Annotated in this window: 15 protein-coding genes and 1 riboswitch; of the genes, 4 read left to right on the top strand and 11 right to left on the bottom strand. The window is 36.6% G+C overall.

Annotated elements, in window-relative coordinates; all coding sequences use genetic code 11:
• Positions 1-554 precede the first annotated feature (554 nt).
• From TR08_RS06910 to TR08_RS06885, 6 genes are all read right to left on the bottom strand, one after another.
• Entirely contained in the window at positions 555-1,085 is a 531-nt protein-coding gene (locus tag TR08_RS06910; RefSeq protein ID WP_045516880.1) for a hypothetical protein, read from the bottom strand.
• A gap of 231 nt (positions 1,086-1,316) precedes the next feature.
• A complete protein-coding gene (locus tag TR08_RS06905; protein ID WP_045516879.1) occupies positions 1,317-1,733 on the bottom strand; it encodes a VOC family protein in 417 nt (138 codons plus the stop codon).
• Positions 1,734-2,036: 303 nt separating this feature from the next.
• The gene (locus tag TR08_RS06900; RefSeq protein WP_045516878.1) at positions 2,037-3,440 is read right to left on the bottom strand and encodes a M28 family peptidase; all 1,404 of its coding nucleotides are present in this window, start codon (positions 3,438-3,440) and stop codon (positions 2,037-2,039) included.
• 751 nt (positions 3,441-4,191) lie between these two features.
• Positions 4,192-5,505 carry an amidohydrolase family protein gene (locus TR08_RS06895; protein ID WP_045516877.1) on the bottom strand — a complete coding sequence of 438 codons (1,314 nt, stop codon included), beginning with the start codon at positions 5,503-5,505 and terminating at the stop codon, positions 4,192-4,194.
• Positions 5,506-5,589: 84 nt separating this feature from the next.
• Positions 5,590-5,689, bottom strand: a riboswitch (purine riboswitch).
• Positions 5,690-6,014: 325 nt separating this feature from the next.
• The gene (locus TR08_RS06890; RefSeq protein ID WP_052427367.1) at positions 6,015-7,400 is read right to left on the bottom strand and encodes a hypothetical protein; all 1,386 of its coding nucleotides are present in this window, start codon (positions 7,398-7,400) and stop codon (positions 6,015-6,017) included.
• Complete coding sequence (locus TR08_RS06885; RefSeq protein ID WP_045516876.1) at positions 7,384-7,905, bottom strand: RNA polymerase sigma factor; 522 nt, start codon at positions 7,903-7,905, stop codon at positions 7,384-7,386. The genes TR08_RS06890 and TR08_RS06885 overlap by 17 nt, the downstream gene beginning before the upstream one ends.
• An 839-nt stretch (positions 7,906-8,744) precedes the next feature.
• On the opposite strand from TR08_RS06885, the gene TR08_RS06880 reads away from it, so the two are divergent.
• Complete coding sequence (locus tag TR08_RS06880) at positions 8,745-12,740, top strand: discoidin domain-containing protein (RefSeq protein ID WP_052427366.1); 3,996 nt, start codon at positions 8,745-8,747, stop codon at positions 12,738-12,740.
• Positions 12,741-13,275: 535 nt separating this feature from the next.
• On the opposite strand, the gene TR08_RS06875 is transcribed toward TR08_RS06880, so the two are convergent.
• The 4 genes from TR08_RS06875 to TR08_RS06860 form a co-directional block, all read right to left on the bottom strand.
• Entirely contained in the window at positions 13,276-13,590 is a 315-nt protein-coding gene (locus TR08_RS06875) for a hypothetical protein (RefSeq protein ID WP_045516874.1), read from the bottom strand.
• Between the two features lie 162 nt (positions 13,591-13,752).
• Positions 13,753-14,553 carry a polysaccharide deacetylase family protein gene (locus TR08_RS06870; RefSeq protein WP_045516873.1) on the bottom strand — a complete coding sequence of 267 codons (801 nt, stop codon included), beginning with the start codon at positions 14,551-14,553 and terminating at the stop codon, positions 13,753-13,755.
• A 476-nt stretch (positions 14,554-15,029) separates the two neighbouring features.
• The gene (locus TR08_RS06865; protein WP_045516872.1) at positions 15,030-15,893 is read right to left on the bottom strand and encodes an Imm26 family immunity protein; all 864 of its coding nucleotides are present in this window, start codon (positions 15,891-15,893) and stop codon (positions 15,030-15,032) included.
• A gap of 218 nt (positions 15,894-16,111) precedes the next feature.
• The gene (locus tag TR08_RS06860; protein ID WP_045516871.1) at positions 16,112-17,362 is read right to left on the bottom strand and encodes a helix-turn-helix domain-containing protein; all 1,251 of its coding nucleotides are present in this window, start codon (positions 17,360-17,362) and stop codon (positions 16,112-16,114) included.
• Positions 17,363-17,516: 154 nt separating this feature from the next.
• Here TR08_RS06860 and TR08_RS06855 point away from each other — a divergent pair, with 154 nt between their 5' ends.
• Together TR08_RS06855 and TR08_RS06850 are read left to right on the top strand one after the other, a co-directional pair.
• Complete coding sequence (locus TR08_RS06855) at positions 17,517-18,275, top strand: SDR family NAD(P)-dependent oxidoreductase (protein ID WP_045516869.1); 759 nt, start codon at positions 17,517-17,519, stop codon at positions 18,273-18,275.
• Positions 18,276-18,736: 461 nt separating this feature from the next.
• Positions 18,737-20,269 (top strand): ABC-F family ATP-binding cassette domain-containing protein, encoded by a 1,533-nt coding sequence (locus TR08_RS06850; protein ID WP_045516867.1) that lies wholly within the window; start codon positions 18,737-18,739, stop codon positions 20,267-20,269.
• Between the two features lie 288 nt (positions 20,270-20,557).
• On the opposite strand, the gene TR08_RS06845 is transcribed toward TR08_RS06850, so the two are convergent.
• Positions 20,558-20,860 carry a hypothetical protein gene (locus TR08_RS06845; protein WP_045516865.1) on the bottom strand — a complete coding sequence of 101 codons (303 nt, stop codon included), beginning with the start codon at positions 20,858-20,860 and terminating at the stop codon, positions 20,558-20,560.
• A gap of 380 nt (positions 20,861-21,240) precedes the next feature.
• On the opposite strand from TR08_RS06845, the gene TR08_RS06840 reads away from it, so the two are divergent.
• Positions 21,241-21,714 (top strand): hypothetical protein, encoded by a 474-nt coding sequence (locus TR08_RS06840; RefSeq protein WP_045516863.1) that lies wholly within the window; start codon positions 21,241-21,243, stop codon positions 21,712-21,714.
• The last annotated feature ends 90 nt before the right edge of the window (positions 21,715-21,804 follow it).

The raw sequence follows: 21,804 nt of genomic DNA, 5'->3' as shown, positions 1-21,804 counted from the left end.
TCCCAAGTTCGGATATGAATCCCCTAGTCTGAGATTCAGTGGGACTTTAACCCACCTGATGAACGTGCTGCCACGCACGCACTATGACCTCCTCCGACTCCCTCTTTACAGTCCGCCATTTCGCAATTGCTTATAGGCTTTCTCTTTCCTTAACCATAAGGGTAAAGTAGGGTCTCCCCAGTTCCGATAATTACTTTCTTTACATGTCGTTCCCCATACCCCGAGAGATTCTTGAGTGTTGTTCCAAGTTCTACACACCTTCCATGGTCTTCGCCCTTTGTCGCAAGGCTCGACTTCTCCTTGTCCTGTTTCCAGGTTGCTCTTGACGAGGCGGCAGGATTCACTTTATGTTACAACCTGTAAAGTTGCTGGCACAGGGCTTCAACCTTAGGATTACTCCACCAGTTGCCTGTCAGCTACTAGGCGACTTGGTTCTTACCTAGACTGGACTTCCACCAGTTAGCAATTAATGGCTTGCCTGGGCACGCCAACAAAAAAGAGCAATTCTCCTTCTTGAAGAATTGCCTACTTAGCACAATAAACTTACTGCAATTTTACATTAAGTCAAATTTTGATCCCTCTGGGTACAAAGCTATATATTCCTCTTCTTCTGGATTTAAATAAGCTATTTTTACTTCTACGAGGAGGTTGTTATTTTGAAGTTCTTCTACTATTGTTTTCGTAGCTTTCTCAACATCTACAACAAAATTAAAGATGTTAGCTGTACCACCACCAATATCTCCGCCATCACACGAACCATTTCCTGTCCAGCCTAAACATTCATTCAATAAGTCTTCTACATTATGTCTTTTTTCAAGTATTGCATCCATTTCGTCTTCTTTATAACTGTATTGAACAACTAGTTCGAATAATTCATCTTCATCTATATATTCATAACCATCATTAGCTTTTACTTCAGCTAGCTCATCCATTAATTTTTCTGCACGTTGAAATAATGACAACTTTTTTTCCTCAGTTTCACCAGTATCTCCGACAATACCATAGTGAATTATCAATGATTTACCATCTTGCCAAACCTCCCAATAGAAAACTTTCTCATCAACTAACTTTTTCATCTTGATCATTTAACCACCGCCGCAATTATTATCTTAGTAAGATTATTACTCATTCTTATAGTAAGTTCTCTCTTTGAAGAAAAATTCCTTCTTCAACTAAACTTCACCGTTAGTGGAACAAGAAAAAAAGGATGCCGCAGCACCCCATTTTCAACTCTTGCACCCTTTAGTTTATGTACATTCTAGTAAAAGCAATGATGCATTTGAAGCTTGTGAATACCCAGATGCCGATGGCATGGTTCAGGCATTTCCGGTCGAGCTAAGAACATCTAAATAGTGCTGATTATACATAATGCCTAGGATGTTCCCAAAGGGATCGATCACTGAAGCAGTAACGAACCCCTCACCTCGCTCTGTAGGTACTTCGTACTTTTTTGCTCCCATGGATAGCAGCTTCTCAAAAGTAGATGTCACATCGTCGACGTGCCAGTACACGACAGCACCAACTGGGCTAGTCACTGAACCATCTGGCGCGTAGCGGCTATCAATCAATCCCAGCTCGTGCTGGTAGTCACCGATGCGAAACTCAGCATATCCTGGCCGTTCGAAGTATGGATCAATGCCCAATAGCTCGGCGTACCACTTTTTTGCCCCTGCTAGATCAGCTGCCCAAAAACTGACTGTGGTAAGTCCTCGTAATTTCACTATGTCGCTCATAATAATCGATTTCCTCCTTGATGTTGAGTAAGTAACTACTATACGCTTAAAATAGGGGTCGATTCCTAGTTGATGTTCTTATACTTATTGTAAGTGATTAACGTAATTATAACGGTAATCGTTAGAAAAATTTTTTGTAATTATTCTGTGTGTAGAATACCTAGAATGTCACAGTCCTACCAATAAAAAATGACTATCAAAATAAATACATTTTAATAGTCATTTTTCTCTACATTTTAATTTTTGTGATAGGTAACGGAACCCATTATTAATTTCTACCGCTATTTTTCTTGGTAAAATTTATTAAGCTCCTGGTGGGCGATTTTCGAAATCATAATCGACTGGTTTAGGTGCAACTCGAGAATGTTCTAAGGCTGGTGTGTCTGGCCGCGCGATTTGATAAACGGCTGCACCGACAATTTCAGCTGTTTCTTGTAGTTTCTTTTTATCGATTTTATCAATGGTATCTGCTGGAGTATGATACCATGGCTCTAGCGGCGAGTGAATAAATAGAGCTGCCGGAATTCCTAGTTCATGGAATGGCTGATGGTCACTTCGACCTAACTGCCCATACGGAACGACTTCGCCCAATGCTGTTCTTGCACCTGAAGCGGAAGCAAGATCAGTAACTAAATTTTTCTTGCCGTCGATTGTGTACATGATTAATCCGTTTGCTTTGTTATCGCCGCCGGCGTCCTTACTTCCTATCATATCCATTTGGAAATGTGCTACGATTCGATCCGCTTCCTCCGAACTTAACGTACTTGCATAATGATAAGATCCTAACAGACCTTTTTCCTCGGAGCCAAAAGTAACGAATCGAAGTTCCGAATCAATTGGCATATTGGCCATAACTCTGGCAAGCTCTAAAACAGCAGATACTCCAGAAGCATCATCATTTGCACCAGGTCCCCCAGGAACTGAATCGTGATGTGCACCAACCATGACAATCTGGCCGGTATCCTTGTTTTTATGTGGTTTCATTTTGGCAATGACGTTATAGGAGGTTTTTTCAAGAAAACCTGACCCGGATACTTTTATTTTAGCCGTGAACGGACCAACTTTTAATTGCTCCGCTAATGCCAATCCTTGGGCTCTAGTGATGGCAACTGCAGGAATATTTTGACCATAACTTGCTTGGCCAAATGCGTTGGATGTACCACTATTGTTATACATAATGACACCAACCGCACCTTTATTCAACACATTTTGGATTTTTTCAACGAAGGGGATATCGCCTCGTTCGATCAAGGCAATCTTCCCTTTAATTGAATCTGGTACAGTACCGGCAATTGCTTTACCAACATGCATGATCTCCGCCGTTACTTCCCCACTATATGACCCAGAAAAAACGTATGGGTTAAGACTTTGTCCACCAATTTCTAATAATCCACTTACATTGTTTCGAACAACATCATAGAATTTAAAAGGCTGCAACTCTGTCTCATACCCATACTTCTCAAACTGGCCTTTTATGTACTGTGCTCCCTTAAGCTCCCCGTCAGTGCCTGCCGCTCGTGGCTCCTTTGATAATAAATCAATTGTGTTATACATGTTGTCGGCGCTAATTTTCTTTATGATTTTGTTGTCAAAAGCGGATGCTGCGTTCGAGTTTGGTGCTCCTTCAGGTCCTTGTGCGTATACTCCATTGACACTTAAGACTAGTCCTGCAGTTAATAATACTGACAACGCTTTTTTCTTGCTCATTTAAACCCTCCTATTTTTCAAAATCCAAACGTTTCCAGTAGATTATCATTGATATTAATAGATTAGTAAACTTTAGTAGTTTTACAAAATGCATGAATATTCTACGTTCACAATTACATTTTTCCTATAAAGAAAGTGGTAAAATGTAGAATATTGTTGATTAACCTTGAACAAGCCAGAAATGATAGGTAATACCACCCAAACACGTATTTAGAAGATGAATGACCTCAATCATCTTTACTAATTACGTAAATAGCTGGCGATTAGCAGAAATATAAGGACTATTTAATTAAACATAGGATCGATCTGATACGTTTAATTTTCATAGTTTACAGAGGAATTACCATTTTCATCGAATACATACCTATAAAAAAGGGAGGTATACGAATATGAAACAAAGACATGATGTATTGTTTAATCAACTAGAGAGCTATCGCAGAGATCTTCCTGAGGGGCTCTATTTTTTTCAAACCTGATATTTAACGATCTACAGGAATGCTAAACTACCCGATAAAAAACATTTGCGGTAGCAGATCAATTATTATTTTAACTTAAAGTTAACTGTGGACTGCGATGTTAATTATATTTTATTAATTGACCTATCTATTCGATAATATAGAGGAAGATGAAGTTGAATAAAAAATGGAAAGGTTCTTCAAGTCGAAGAACCTCTAAGAATTTATGTGTTATATATGGTTACGAAGGTCCACCGTCACTTACAGAAAAATGATAAAAAAGTATTAGTAAATATTTAGTTACTAGTTAGTGTATTCTGGAGGCGATTTGCTTCTGCGATCACTTTTTCTTCATCGATCGTTAAACATCTGCCGTTCTTTACAATTGCATTCCCATCAATATAGACATCGCATACATCGCTTCCGCGTGCCGCATAAAGTAAATGTGAATATGCTGTACTAATTGGTTGTAGATGCTCCTTATCATAAGGATAAATTGTTATAAAATCTGCCTTCTTATTTGCTTCAAGAGAGCCCGTATGTTCCATACCAATGACTTCAGCTCCACCCCGAGTAGCCAAAGTTAACGCAGTTTGTGCAGAGAATTTAGTAGCATCTTTATAAATCCCTTTTTGTAGTAATGCAGCAGTTCTAACTTCTTCAAACATATCAAGATTGTTATTAGAAGCTGTGCTATCTGTTGCAATACCTACTTTAACCCCAGCTTGTAATAGACTAACAACATCCGCAATACCTGAACCTAGCTTCAAATTACTAATTGGATTGTGAGCAACTCGTACATCATGTTGCTTTAAAATTGCTCTCTCTTCATCGTTAAGTATTACACCATGAGCCATTACTGTTAGTTGATCAAAGATACCTAAATTGCGTAGATGCTCGACAGGTCGATTTCCATAACGAGTTTCGATGTCTAAGATTTCGAAATCAGTTTCTGATACATGGATGTGTATCATTAACTCATTTTCCTTTGCAATTCGAGCGGTTTCTAAAAGTGTTTCCGGAGTACAAGCATAAGGGCTATGAGGTGCAACCATAGTTGTTAGACGCCCATTTGCAAACATTTTATAGTTTTTAGAAAACTGCTCTGCACTCATAAGATTCATTTTCTGCTCTTTTTCTGTGCCGAAGCTAAAAATCGAATAAGAAAAGGCTCCACGAATTCCTGTTTCACTAATTGTTTCCATTACAGCGCTCGGTTCAATACCTGTTGGATTAAACATATCTGAGAATGTAGTTGTTCCCGACTTTAACATCTCCAAAATGCCAAGTTGTGCACTCACTGAGGCAATCTCCGTTGTAAATTGCTTTTCAATTGGCCATATTTTAGTTTCAAGCCAAGGCTTTAGCAGCATATCGTCTCCAATACCACGTAAAAGAGTCATTAAAATATGAGAATGGGTATTCACGAGACCAGGCATAACCCATTTACCTGCAAGATCCACTACTTGGTCTACATCCGTCAGTAGCTCTTCAGAACGTTTGCCTATATAGGAAATAAGTTCATCTTGTACAACCATCATACCGTTTTTAAAGATTCGATTCTCCTTATCCATAGTAAAAAAAGTAGCGTTAACATAAATTGTTTTCATTTTAATTTCCTCCTAAACGTTTTTGAGCATTAAAATAAGTTGATTTTTCAAAAAAAAAAAAATCCTGATTACGTAGAAAAATGTAAAAAATACATTTTTTTTCGTAATCAGGATTTTACGGTTCCTGGTAGAGACCCTCATACCATATCAATGAGGTTATACAATCGATTTATGCTTTTATATAACCAAATGATAAGTGATAAATGAGCAAATTTCAACATTTTCTATAATTTGGCATCCTTATTAAGCTGAACCACTCTGTTAATCTACCTTGAAAAATAAACTTTTGTGACTCAAACTAGTATATGAGATTAACTTCTACATATAGAAATGGTTATCAAATAACTCATATTGAACTAACGCACCCGTTAATTTCACAATATGGTAGGTGGAGTAATGATTTTCACGATTCTGTTTACTTGGTCAAAACAGGATCATTTTTTTAAGAATGACAACAAGTTTGTTTAAGTGCAGATTATAGTTCCATTCCCTTTTGTTTGAACAAATTGCTAAAGGTTTATTTCCGTACCATTAACAATTATAGATTTTACCTTAGAAAGTTCTAATGGTGTAGATGATAAAAATTTAACTGTTATCTCTTCATCCTCGCTGAAATTATTCATTGAATCAAATGTTTGAACGCTCCCATCGGTCATTTTAGCACTTACTTCAATATTGGTTGAATCGTTGAATTTACCTTTACCGTATAAAGTTACTCCTAATGGCGAAATAGAAACGCTTTTCGAACTCCATGTTCCAAATTTTTTATTCAAGTCTCTATTTATTTCATCTTGAACAGACTGCATTTTAAAGGTAGTGTTCCAGTTCCCTGTTGTATATCTTCCGTTTGATACAAAATGTCCAAATAATTCTTGTTCTTCAAAATCAACACTATTTGTATCGAAAATATATTCTGTATATTCGTTACCGTAGATAGTGCTACCCTTTTCATCTGTTCCAAAATTGATACTTGCAGAATCATGAATTTCATTACCCAAATCATCAACAAAATAAAAATAACCATGATCATCAATATTATCTTTATTCCATTTTGCTTGAATATGAAGACGATTATTAATGAAACCTATGCTAGAAATATGCATAAACTTTATTTCTGGAAGAGTAATTTCAGTTTCATTAGGCTTTAAAACCTGTACTATCCCTTGTTTTTCGATTGTTTGATACAAATTTCCTCCTCCACCTGAAATATGGCTCATATCTAGCGGAACGGTTTGTGGTGAGTTGCTTGTTAATTCTGATATATTTGCATTAACTGCAAATTTAAACGTTTGTTTATCACTAAGGAATGATCTAATACTAAAATTCACTTTTCGATTGTTAAGGTTCTTTCCACCGTTTCCTTGAATTCGTAAAGTAGCAGTATTTGTTGTTTCATCATAATCTACAATTTGACTATTAAACATCTGAGCACCACTTATTGAATAATCGTAAAGGTCAAGAGTTTCATCGATCCTGGTACCTCTTAAATCTTGCAGAGTCACATAAATAACTGCCATTTCGCTATCATTCATTGTAGCAACTACTTCCATCTTAATCCCGTCATTTTCACTAATGATTTCAATAGGCTGAAGCATTAATGCAATTTCTGGGCTAACATTAGCTATTAAATTATAAAAGCTAGGTATACGAGCTGCACCTACTCCAGCTGAAAGCACTACAAATGCAGAGGCTACCAAGGGAACCACAAACCTTTTTACCCGTTTGTTTTTTGTTACTGCAATGGGGTTCTTAATACTTTCATTAGATTCTAAATCTTCAATATGTGTTAGTATTCTACTTTTTAAATCTTGTTTTCGTTTTTTCTTCCACATAAAATGGGAATCTAAATACTTCAAGGAATGGTCAAATTCAGTATCTTCAAATTGCTGATTCATTCAAATACCCCTCCTTATTTAATTGCTTTTTCAGAGCAGGGATCGCTCGAAATAGCGTAGATTTAACTTTGCTCTCGGACCAACCCAATATCTTTGCCGTATCCTCTATTGAAAAACCTTTTATTTTTCTTAATACGATGACCTTTTTATATGTATCTTTGATTTTGCCTAACGCTTTATAAAGTTCATATGATTCTTCTTTTAATTGAAATACTTCTTCAGGCAATGGTTTATCATCTTTTTGCATAAGAAACCATTCTTTAAAAAGTATGGAAGGTTTACGCTTCCTTAAATAATCAACTGTTAGATTGTGAGCGATACTAAATAACCATGTTTTTTCACTGGAATGATGTTTAAACGACTCATAATTCAAATAGGCTTTAACAAAGGTATCATGTGTTAAATCTTCTGCTAGTTGATAATCCTTTACTATCAATAAAATAAAACTTAAAACAGACTTACTGTGTTGGTCATACCAATCTGCAATTTCATCCTTTCTATTCATCAGTAATATTTCTACCTCCTTTCCCATAAAGTTCAATACTTAGACGAACAGGCTAAATAAAAGTTGTGTTTTTTGAACAAAAAAATACTGCCAAAATGACAGCATTTTATAATGTTTCTCTGCTTGTTCCTAATATTGATTTGACGGAACCCACTACATATTGCGGCGGTTTTTTTATTACTTTTTTTGTCCTTATTCAATTAAAGCCCCCGTTAGCTTAAGTGCACTTTTTCACAATCTTGTTCTTGACTTGAAAGGCTTAAACTTCTTTTTAACATTTTTTTAATAAGCATTTGAAGGAAAAATCATAATTTATTGCGTCAGGACTAACGAAAAAGAACTTTCTCTTATACTTAAATAATAATAAATGTTTCCATGTTTTGAAGTACGAAATCTCATTATAATATATTTTGTATGTACGCCCAAAAGTGTTTTTATAACTAAAATAGTCAGAATTTTTATCTAACTGTATATTCCAGATGCCCGACAAAGTTGAAAATAACCCAAATAAAAATAACGGCAAATAATCTGACGGAATATTCTGTAAAAACAGTACTTTCAGCCCATTAATTTTAATTTGATTAATAGTATACTAGTTCTGATTAGTTCATATGTATCGCATGTTACTGTTGCGAACAGGCATGGTGGTAAGTAAAAGGAATGCACATCCTTTTATTTCCCCATGCCTTTTTATTTTTATGAAAAGGAGGAGAAAGAGATTCAACTGTTTTACTACCGTAATAGATAATTGTCTTATCATTATTTGAAAAAGGGAAGAGAGAATTTGAATTGGGTGATTCTCTCCTTTCTAAGAAATCATTTAAGAGGAGGATATCGTTTTGAAAAGTTTGTCACGAAGTTTATTTAGAAGATCGATTAGTGTGCTGCTTACTATTCTATTAATTCTACCATCGTTTTTGACAGGACTTTCGCTGGAAGCTAAAGCGGCCACGGAACCAATCTACACTGCATCAGGATCTGAAACCGCAGCATTTGGTCCGGAAAAAGCTTTTGACGGACATTATAATCGGTTTACGAATAAGGATTCCAGATGGGCTACCACAGTAGGATTGGCCTCAAAGGAAAATCCTAAATGGCTTCAAGTTGAGTATCCCGAAGCAAAAACAATTCAAGGATTTAAAATTCATTGGGAAAGAAAAAATGTAAATACATACTCCATCCAGGTGTCCAATGATGGTGTAAACTTTAAAAATGTGTATCATTCTACGGATAATAAAAATCAATGGATAGAAACCATTAAGCTGTCTAATGCGGAAACAGCTAAAATAGTCAGATTAGTCATCACAGAATTTGTATCGAATTCCCCTAATGTAGAAAAAGATGTGGATTGGGCAACTGTTTCCGTATATGAGTTTGAGATTTTAGAAAGCATAGAGCCAGTTGTGGTTGAAACCGGTAATGTGGCTGTTGGGAAAACCGCGACTGCTTCAAATACGGAAGCGGGAACAGGCTTTGTCGCTGGTAATACTGTAGATGGTGACTTGAATACACGTTGGTCCACCGATAGAGCTGATAATGTTCCAAGAACGTTAACAATTGACCTCGAAGCCCTGACGCAAGTTCAGTCAGTCATAATTAACTGGGAACGAACAAATATTATTGCCTTTAACATGACTTATTCAGAGGATGGAACGCAATATTTTCCTTTCTATCGACAGACACAAAAGTCCGATATTCAACGCCCAATACTAAACATTCCAAGCCCTGTGAATGCCAGATTTTTAAAACTAGAAATTACCCAATATGATGGCGGCGCAATAAACTGGCCGAATGTTGGCATCAATGAAGTGGAAGTGTACTCCACTTGGAATAACGAAGTACCATCAGAAATCACTTCACTTGAACAAATCACCTCCCTAACGGTAAATGAAGAAACGGGAAAAATCAACATTCCAAAAGCGGCAAATGGGGAAATTGCGGTTGTGGGAAGCAACGCTTTACCTGTTATTGACTTGGAAGGAAACGTAATGACTCCATTAACAGATAAAAATGTTAAAGTAACCCTGAAGTTAACAAAAAAAGATACTAGTACCGAGTCAAAGGAATTTACTGTTTCTGTAGAAGGGGCGTATAACGATGAGGGGAAAAATGAAAAGCCGATCGTCATCCCTGCCCTTCAAGAATGGTATGGTTTGGAGGGAACAAAATCAGTTGATGATTCAACTGCATTAGTAGTACAGGATTCTGCTTTCCAAAAGGCTGCTAAAATTCTCCAACAGGATTTAATCGACATAGAGGGACTTAATCTTTCGATGGGAACAAGAGACACCAATGCGATTATTTTCAAAAAGGATGCAGATGGTGTATACGGTGAAGAAGGCTATGGAATTGAAATTCAGAATAACAATATTGTCGTGACAGCGGAGGAGTATACGGGGGCTTTCTATGCAACCAGGACCCTGCTCCAACTCTTGAAACAAAGCGATTCGAATGCGATCCCAAATGGATTGATTCGCGATTATCCGAAGTATAAACTCCGTGGGTTCATGTTGGATGTTGGCCGTAAATTTACTGATTTTGATTATCTTTATGATTATGTAAAGAACATGAGCTACTATAAATTGAATGACTTCCAAATTCATTTAAATGACAATGAATTAGAAATGCATTTATTTGACACGATTGAAGATGCCATTGAAAATGCTTATGCCGGTTTCAGATTGGAGTCCAACATCGTTGGGCAAAATGGGGTTCCTTTAACCTCTCAAGATGGTTATTATACAAAGCAGGAATTTAATCAATTCATTTCGGATGCCGAGGATTATGGAGTGGATATTATCCCAGAGTTTGATACACCGGGACACGCCTTGTCTATGGTTAAGGTAAGGCCCGATCTTTACTATAAAGGTCAAATTGTAAACGGTAAACAGCCTGAAGAAGCGGCAGCAATGCTTGATTTATCACATCCGGATACCTTGCCGTTTATTAAATCCATCTATAATGAGTACTTGGATGGTGAAAATCCAGTATTTAAAAACGCTCCTATCCATATTGGAAGTGATGAGTATTATGGAGGTGCGGAAGCATATCGTGCATATGTCGATAATATGTTGAAATTCGTTCGTGACGAAAAACAACATACTGTACGTCTGTGGGGAAGCCTTTCGAATAAAAGCGGCGCTACACCAGTTACGTCTAAAGATGTTCAATTGCAGGTTTGGAATACAGGATGGGCTAATCCTCAACAAATGCTCAATCAAGGATTTGATATTATTAACATTGATGACGGCCAAGTTTATATGGTGCCGAGAGCGGGTTACTATAGGGATCGCTTGATTCCGCAAACCATTTACAATAGCTATCAGCCAAATAAGTTCTCCAATGGGACAGTTGTCAACGAATCGAACCCGCAATTCTTGGGAGGTATGTTCGCTTTATGGAATGACAAGGTTGGTAAACTTGAAAACGGAATTACTCCATATGATATGTTTGACCGCGTGTTTGAGGCAATACCGGCAATTGCACAAAAGAATTGGGGAAGCGATACGACAAATGTTACTTACGCAAAGTTCAATGAGGCAGCGAAGAAGGCAGGGTATGCTCCAAATACGAATCCAAAATTTGATGTGAAAACAGTTGATTCAACTGTTATCGATTATGATTTTACTAAAGGGGACAAGGACAATAGTAAAAATGGGTATGACATTGTAGAAAAAGTTAATGCAAGTTTAGCAGCTGGACTAGGCCTTCAATTAAATACCGGAAAGAGCTATGCACAGACGGGTTTAACCAATCTAGGACCTAATGCTGTTATGAATGTCACCCTGACATTGAAGGATACGAACGGTCCACAAATATTGGCAGAAGAGAGCCATGCTGGAACGAATAAAACCTATGCAACCATTTATGCCGTAAATAAAGATGGCTACGTAGGTTACGATTATGCAAACCGCTCCTATTCCTTCGATTACAAGTTAGTTAGTGGTAAAAGGACAACGCTCACATTTGTAACAGAATCTGAGAAAACAAGATTATTTGTGAATGGTGAAGAAATACCACTAACAACCGAAACAAGTATGCCTTACAATACGCTAGTATTACCGCTTGAAAGAATTGGCAGTGCAACTGATTCTGTTCGTGGTATCATTTCTTCCTTTCATGTAGAAAAAGGAAAATTTGTAGACCCAACAAGAATTGACCCTGCAACAATGAAAATTACCGCCACAAGTGAAGAAACAACCCAGGGGGACACGAATGTTGAAGGGCCGATTAAGCTTGCGTTTGATGGAAATGTAAACACGTTTTGGCACTCCAAGTGGAGCAAAAACCCGCCGCTCCCTTATGAAGTAAACATGGAGCTTGCTGAAGAAACTGAACTTGGCAAATTTGTCTATACACCTAGACAAAACGGTGACAACGGACGCATATTAAAATATCGTCTACAGGTCAGTACTGACGGGGAAACCTATGAAGATGCAGCTTTTGGAACTTGGAGCAGCGATCCGTCCGTTCGAACCATAAATTTGAACGGGGTTAAAACAAAATTTGTCCGATTGATTATTGAAGATGGCGTTGGCGGATTTGCAAGTGCGGCTGAATTCTCATTGCATTCTAAGGTCCAAGCCCCGCGAGTGACGATAGACGGGTTAGATGAGGAACTAAAAATAGCCTTTAATCTAGGGCTGATCACCAACAAAGGCATTCTTAACAGTCTGCTCGCCAAGGTTGACCAGCTTGAAAAAGCTTCTGGAGACGAAAAACAAATCCAAAACGGCTTGACAGCCCTGGTAAACGAAATTCAGGCTCAATCTGGCAAGCATCTTGACAAAAACTACGCTGCCCAATTGCTCGAGATCATTGCTGAATTAAAGTGATGGTAGAGGGCGTTCATAGAACCGTCAAAAAGCACTGAATGAAAGACATTTTTTATGATTTCTGGGGCGGATGTGTCCTTCATCGGGGTTATGAAGGACACTCCGCCCGCATTTTAAGGTAGAATTGTCCTTCATAATCCATATAAAAGTGCCGCTTTTCAACCAGCCACTCACCTCCCTGCTTCCTATAGATTCAGACCTCCCCAGCATCACTTATCCATCACTTTTTTCCTATATTTTCCTCAAAGAGCTAAATGTATAATATTACTATATTAATAAAAAAAACTGTAAAGGAGAGTTATACCCATACTCGTTTAGAGGGTTTTCCACCAAATAATTCATTTGCTTTACAAAATCCTCCAAGCAACTATTTTTTTCCTTTCCTAATCAACAACTGTCTCGTTAAACTAAAATAAAGGCTGCCAAAAATGACAGCTCTAATCTTTAACTAATCTGCCCCGTTACTTCAATAAGAAAAGCCGCCGAAAATGGCAGCTGATCTTTAACTCTTGCACCCGATAGATGGATAAGATTTTCACATTTTCTTTAATAGTGTTTCATTAAATATTTTAGTTATCTCCGCATAACCAACGATATGGGATGCTTCTTGTATAGATATCCTTTTTCCAACCCATAAACATTCTGGGTACGCCTCTGGAGTGATAAATGTGATTGTCCCTAAAACTGTCTCACCTAACTCGACCTTTTCTCTATTATAGTATTGATGTATCCCAGTAGTTAAATAATCATTGTTCAATAAATGTGCTGGACGATAACCAGAAAAAACAGGAGTCGTTCTTCCACCTTCTTCAGTGATAAGAAATGTTATTTTTGCTTCTATATCAGCCATATAAAATCCCCCGATTTTTTACTACTATTGTAGCACTTCTTATTGAACTAAACTGACCTTTAGTTCAATAAGAAAGCCGCCTAATGGCAGCTGAATTTTAAAGTAACGCACTCCGTTACTTAATAAGTAATATTAAACAAAAGACCATGCGAAAAAATGCATTTAAAACATTAAATCAATGTGAGAAGTTTTTCCTTTCTTTGAAGGATAAATTCCAAAATATTCGGAAATCATTTGCGTAGAACGGTAGAGCAATTCCGATACAGTTACACATTTATATCCGTTCTTGTCTAAAAAATCCAAAATGTTATCTAATGCTTCAACAGTAGAACAGGTTTGAGTATATTCACTACCACGCCAATCATGAAATAAAATGATATTACCTGGCTTTACTCCTTTTTTTATATAACTGCAAATTTGACTTGCTGGAGGATTTGCCCAATCACGAGAATCTTGATCCCATGACCATAAAACGACCTCTTTTCCATTTTTTAAAGCTGTATTAATAATTACATCATTATAAAAACCTCCTACGGGACGGTAGAGAGACGGTTTTAAACCAGTGAATTTCTTAATAATTTTATCTGTCTCTTCTAATTCAGATGATAGTCTTGCAGAGGTTATATTCCCATAAATATGGTGGAAAGTATGATTGGCAATTTCATGTCCTTCTTTCACTTCTCTTTTTAAATGATCTGGAAATCTGACTACTTTATTGCCAGTTACAAAAAAGGTAGCTTTAGCATCATGTTTTGCCAATATATCAAGAATTTGAGGAGTGAAAACAGGATGTGGTCCATCATCGAAAGTAAGGGCAACTAACTTTTCCTTTGTGTTTACTTCCCAAATAACACGCCCTGTTTTTTCATATTCTTCTCGACTGTTAATGAATGCATCCGCATTTACTTGAAAGGAGAATAAAAGAATCGATAAAAGACTGGTTATGAACAAAATTTTTTTCATTGGATACGCTCCTCCTCTATGATGAACTTATTATTTGAAGTCTTTATTATAAATATTTATCGAAAACAGGATTTGAAATGTAAGTAGGATTTAGTTTCACAATAGGAAACTTTTGTATTTATTGAAGTAAACTTATCTGTTAGCACAATAAGATAAAGCTGCCTAATTGACAGCCATGATCTTTAACTCTTGCACCCTTAAGTTTAAGTATATTTCTTCACAATCTTGCTTTTACAAATGATGAGTTGCCTCAGCACCCTACTGTTAATATTACTGTTTATTGAATATTCATTTACCTACTTGTTTGTAAACTGCCAGTTAGTTGAACAAGAAAAAGGATTGCCGCAGCAACCCCTTTGTTAATCTCAAGCACCCGTTAGCTAAACTGCTTCGTTAGCTCAATAAGAAAAGCTACCTTTGATGACAGCCCTATCTTAATCTCTTGCACCTGTTAGTTGAAGAACAAATTATGGATATTAATAAAAGTCTGGTGTTTTATTAAAAGCATTTTCAAGTTCATTTAAATCGTATCCCATTTCCTTAAATCGATTTATTTTCTCATCTCTTGTTAGATATAAAAGGCTTTTTGGTTTCGTGAAATCTGGTAATAACATTTTATCGTAATATTCTTCGTCCACATTTTCGTTCCAGGGTCTGATTCCAATAATAGCTTCTGATAGATTTCTTAATGATTCGTCAGGAAAGGTACTCTGTGTTATACGACGTTTATATTTCTTTGGTTGCCCTTTAACTACTTCTTCCACGTTTATACGAACTTCTGTGCTTCCGATTATTTTCCAGTTGTGATTATCTAAGGAATTAGGAGATATAGGCAAAACTGCAACTATATTTGTAGTAATTATTGAATTAATGTCTTTGATTTCATTTGAATTCATCTTAAATAAACAACAAGTTGAAAAACCATCGTTATCCTTGATTATTTGTCCATAACTAAAAGAACCATTGCTTAATGGAACATAAAATATATCACCAACAGTCCATTTTTGTTTTTTCGGTCTTTTAAAATTCCTTACTACCTCGATTACCTCGATTATATCTGTTTTACTTATTTCAAAATTAATCAATTCATTAATCAAAATCGCTGCTTCAACTATCACTTCACCTTTTTTTGAAGCTATAAAAATCCCGTTTGTTTCATAATCAATTTTTACCTTCTTAATAGACCACTCCATTTTGTCTTTTAATTTTTTCTTAACGTACTTCGCTGCTTCTTGGCTGGTTTCAAATCCGAGAAATTCTGCTAGGTCTTCATTAATAAAAAAATCACTTGAACTAGCATCAGGAAAATAAATTGATAATACCCCGATTTTTACTTCCAAATAAAAAAGTCCTTTCTATTTTAAATAGATATTATACATATACGCTTTGTTTAATTGATAATCCTTCTTCAAGTATCCTGCTTAGTTAGCTTAAGTACATTTCTTCACAATCTCTTCTCTATACAATCTAACCTGTTATTCAAGAATATGACCCTTTAATGGATCAAGAGGATATGCAAGTACCCAATACCTTACTTATACAATACATTTTCATCCCATCATGTCGATGGATGATGTGAAGAATGATCATTTCTAAACTGCCTAGGGGTTAAACCTGTGTATTTTTTAAATACTTTTATAAAATAACTTTGATCATTGAAATTTAACCAGGTGCTGATGTCTGAAATCGAATAACTTGTTATAGCCAACAGCTTTTTTGCTTCGTCTACTCGTTGTTGTTGAATATATTCACTTATAGGAATACCCACTTCTTTTTTAAAAAGAGATGATAAGTAATTGGGACTTAATCGACACATTTCTGCAAGTTGTTCCAGTGTAATGTCTCCATAAAGATGGTTGTAAATATAATGTCGACAAGTAGTTATGGGTGCAGAATATTTTTCTACATTTAATCCGTGAACACGATTGGTAAAATCACTTATGGCTTCTTCCGTTAATCTCAATATGGCCTTTAAGTTTCCTAATTCCTCAATTTGTTGAATATAATAATCACTTAAAGTAAAGGCCGTTTCCTCATTTAAGCCCCCTTCAATGGCAGCTCTGCAAACAAGGGCAATGCCCGTTATCATTAAATTTTTTTCACTTCGTAAGCGATTCCGTCTCGACAGTAATCCTAATTCTGCCTCACCCACAATGGAGTAATCGAAGATATCCTTTAATTTATCGATCCGTCCGTTTTTGACATAATCAAGCAATACCCGTTCATAAGAAAGATTGGAATGAAAAATGAAATTCCTTCTCCCTTTTGAAAGCTCAAGTTCTAAATTCTCTGATTGTATGACACCGAGGTCTATCGCTTTATTGTTTTCTAGGACATACGTTTTATCTAACGTTTTACGATAAATCAAATAATAAACCATTAAACTAATCGATAGTAGCTGATGATGGTCCATAATGGGGACGGCTTGATAATATTCAATAAGATTTCTTTTATTGATGTTTCCTTTAAAGGCATCCATGATCTTTGTAATATTTTCATCCGATATTTCGGTCTCAAGGGCAGGTCCTACAATAATAGTACCTAAAAAATAGTTCGATTTTTTAAGATTCACAAAGAAAAAATTCAAATTTGAATTTGAAAAAAAGATAGGGAACTCACTCGGATCCTCTTCATACGTATATATACTTATCTGCTCTTTAAATGGAACATAATAGGGATTACTCCGTAGGTCACTTCTTGAAAATTCGTACTCGAACTCACCAAATCCATTGACATAATAAACAGGTATTCCATGAACTTCCGAAATAAGCTGGCATATATATTGTAAATCCTCCATGGATATTTCCATCTATTTCATCTACTCCATCCGTTTTTTAAATCGGTTACATTGTTTATTTTTTACAATATGAAAATACTATTATCCGTAGAATAATACAATAATTCATTCTTAATCAGCAATAAAATAGGTGATGTAAGAAATCTTAAACAAAGGGGAAATGAACATGGAATTAGCAAATAAAATTGCCGTTATCACTGGTGCAGGAAGTGGCATAGGAAGAGCAAGCAGTTTGAAACTTGCTAGCAACGGAGCAACCGTTGTCTTAGTTGATTTTAATAAAGAAACAGGGGAGGAAACATTAAAGCTTGTGAAAGAGCAAGGTGGAGAAGGCATCTTCGTTCAGGCCGATGTATCGAAAAGTGAAGATGTGCAAAACTATGTTAATAAAGCAGTCGAAACATATGGCCGCATTGATATATTTTTCAATAATGCAGGTGTTATTCAAAAGTTCGCACCTTTTACTACAGTTGAAGAAACCGAATTTGACCGAATCATGTCCATCAATGTAAAGGGAGTATTCCTTGGATTGAAATATGTCCTAAAAGTCATGGAAGAGCAAGGAAGCGGATCGATTATTAATACGGCTTCTACTGCAGGAATTCGTCCTGAGCATAGTGTAGCTGTATATTCTGCCAGCAAACATGCAGTTATCGGTTTAACGAAAGGTGCTGCATTAGAATATGCTAAAAAAGGAATCCGAATTAATGCGCTTTGCCCTGGCGGTGTTCAAACAGCCTTAACTGCTAGTGTTGCTGAGCAGTTTGAAAAAGGCGGTTACGTTCCAGACGAGATTTCAAATATGAGAATGGGTCGTTATGCTGATCCGAATGAACTTGCTGAAATGGTGTCTTTCTTAGCATCAGATAAAGCAAGCTATATGACTGGTTCTATTGCACTTGTAGATGGTGGTTTAACTCTATAAGCGATTGAAACATCATGCAGGGGTCATCATTTCTGAATATATTCTTGTGTGATGCTATAATAGCATAAATGGGAAAGAAGGTCCTTTCAATGATGAATACCCAGCATAGAATTTTTATTAGAAAAATTAGCTCCGTGCAAATGTATACGATGAAGCATTGTGCGGAGCTTAATCAGGAAGCCTAATGCTTCCTCTATTCATCGGCAAATAGATTGCTAAAAAAAGTGTAGTATTACTATGCTTATTTACGTATGACTATTTGCCGATGAATAATTGATTAAAGGGCCAGAGACAATGCTTTGTCTCTGGCCCTTTGTTTTGGATATTTCAATAAGCTTTCACCACATTGAAATAGTATTTGTTGGATCTATCGATACAGCAAAACCACCAAAGCAAAGAGCTAGCGTCTTTTGTGACGCTGTCTCTTTGCTTTTTTTATTTTTAGGAAAAGAGGAATTATGATGAGTTTACTTAAAGTCAGAAATCTAACCCACAGTTTTATAGACAAAATTCTATATGATAAAGCAAGTTTTGATTTATACAAAGGTGAACATATGGGAATTGTAGGACAAAATGGTGCCGGAAAAAGTACCCTAATAAAAATATTGATGGGAGAAATCATTCCGGATAACGGAATGATTAAATGGCAAAGGGATATTCGGATTGGCCATCTTGACCAATATGTGGAAATCAATGGAACCAAAACAATTATTGATTATTTGAAAACAGCATTTGCCCATTTATTTGAACTAGAAAAAACACTGAATGATATCTATCAAGAAATGGCGATTACAGGTAATTATAATCTTATGGACCAAGCAGCAAACTATCAGGAGAAGCTTGAAGCGAGTGAATTTTATTCAATTGAAAGCCACATTGATAAAGTGGTTTATGGCTTAGGAATTAATGTAATTGGCATTGATCGCCCCATTCAGGAGTTGAGCGGCGGCCAGAGAGCGAAAGTGATTCTTGGAAAGCTATTGCTTGAAAAGCCCCATGTATTATTGTTGGATGAGCCAACAAATTTTCTCGATAAGGAACATGTGGACTGGTTAGCAAGCTATTTAACCGGATTCGATGGTGCTTATATAGTTGTTTCTCATGATATCGATTTTCTTGAAAAAATATCATCTTGCATCTGTGATATCGAGTTTGGAACGATCAAAAAGTATGCGGGGAAATACTCAGATTTTCTTCGTCAAAAAGAGCATTTGCGAGCGGATTATATTCGTCAATATGATGCTCAACAAAAAAAGATTGAAAAAACGGAGGAATATATTCGAAGAAATATTGCTGGAGTAAATAGCAAGATGGCTCAAGGACGCCGGAAGCAGCTCGAGCGGATGGAACGAATGGCTCCACCAACCTTTACTACTAAGCCGACTTTTATCTTTCAGGATGTTCCACTTTCCGCACAGATGGCTCTTAAGGTACATGACCTTGAGGTTGGTTATGGTAAACCCCTTTTGCCCAAATTAAATTTCTCTGTTTTAGGTGGGGAAAAGCTTGTGATAACAGGCTTTAATGGAATCGGAAAATCCACATTGCTAAAAACACTGGTTCAACGTATTTCGGCTGTAGCAGGTAGTTTTCGGTTTTCGGAATCAGTAAAGATTGGTTATTTCGAGCAAGATTTAACATGGGAAGATGGCACAAAAACACCTATCCAAATTATCTCAGATTTTCACCCAAAATTGAATATGAAGGAAATTCGAAGTCGGTTGGCTCAATGTGGAGTGAAGAATACTCATACTTCACAAGCAATTGGGACACTAAGTGGTGGTGAACAATCAAAGGTGAAATTATGCCTGCTCCTTCTTTCGCCTTGCAATTTCCTCTTCTTGGATGAACCAACCAATCATTTAGATGCAGAAACAAAAGAAGCTTTACAAAATGCAATCGTTCAGTTTAAAGGTAGTGTCTTACTCGTTTCTCATGAAGAAAAATTTTATCAAAAGTGGGCGGATCGTTTTCTAAATATTGAGGATGTATAGTGCGGCTCCATTTTTTCATTTATTACACAGTTAAAAGTCCCTTTGACGTTTTTATTAAAAGTGAAAAAAAGTTAGAAATAAATTTGATTAAACCCACCGCTAATAAATTAAAAGCATGTTTTGAACAAATTTTTCAAAAACATGCTTTTTACATTTGCTCTTGTACCGAGGTTTATTGTTGCACTAAAGCACCTCGTTCGTATTATAAGGTCAGCCAGATATTTCTGGTTGACCATTTTTTAGATGTTTTTATTATATATCGGTAGCCAGGGTAGAACGTAAGCACCGTTAGCTTAAGAAGAAACTAAGAATAGGAGGTAACAACATTAATAATATTGAAATAGAAATAAGCCCTTTTGATACTTTTGTGGGGAGTTTTTCTCTACCTTTACCTGTGTACCATCCACTAAACTGATATTTATTCCTATACAGTACAAATAATAAAATAAGAATCGCTATTAGTCCCATCCAGCCGTAGGTGTCTATGTTTGTTCCTAATTTCGAGTACACATAATTTATAAAGGCACTTAAAATTCCTCCGATAAATACAAATAAAAACACTATTCGTATTAACTCCAACAGTACCTTCATTAGTTCCACTCTCCACTTTATCATTTACCATATATTTTACCATATATTTCTAAAGTCTTGTTCAACAATACTGCCCGTTAGTGGAACAAGCAAAATGTTGCCGAAGCAGCTACTGAACTTGAACTCTTGCACCCGTTACTTTAAGTGAAACACTTCACAATTTTAAGAAAAGGTAGTAGTTACCTCATCAAAATTCCTTTCATAAATAAAGAAATATTTATTATTGTCTATTTGAACTAAACTGCCGCTTCAGCACAAAGAAAATTAGCTACCTAGATAGATCCTTTTATCCATCAGATTCTCCTCCTTTCTTACTACATATGAAAGAAATGACTGGTTAAACTAAAGAAGACGAAATAAACCGAAAGGGGGAAAAAGCTGTGACAATGAAACTTATGGCCTTTTTCCTATTTGCCGGCCTTCTTTTCTCCGGAGGTTTTCAGACAGATGGCCAACCGCCGCCGGACCCCGGCCAGATGGGGATGGAAGAAGGATATTATGAAGGAATCCGTTCGGGGCTTGAAGACAGGCATAATTTCAGGATCTCCCGTGCTTGGCAGCAGATGCCGCGCTCCCAGCTGAGCTTGGACAACAAGAAGGAGATCGCTCGGCCCCTAATAAAAATAGGACTTCTCCAGCAGGTGTACCTCTCTTTTTCCTCTGGGGAGAAATTCTACGCCTACCTTCATGCCCATCCGGAAATGAATACGGTACAGGCGGCCCAGCGGATACTCGGGCAGAGGTTTGTGAGGGCGTACGAAAAAAGCTTCCAGAAAGGTTATGAGAAATCCCTCACTGCTCCACCCGAAAAGGCGGCAAGCTTCGCGGCCTTATTGAAGGAGAAAAAAAGATAAGGGGGAAAATAGAGTAGGCGCATGAAAAATTCATGCGCCTCTCACAGTTCCGTACGTGCGGGTCATCGCATACGGCTCCTCCACGTTTAT

Origin of the sequence: Neobacillus niacini (assembly GCF_000759675.1) — a bacterium.
Classification (GTDB): Bacteria; Bacillota; Bacilli; order Bacillales; family Cytobacillaceae; genus Neobacillus; species Neobacillus niacini_A.
This window is presented reverse-complemented; position numbering and strand designations above follow the sequence as displayed.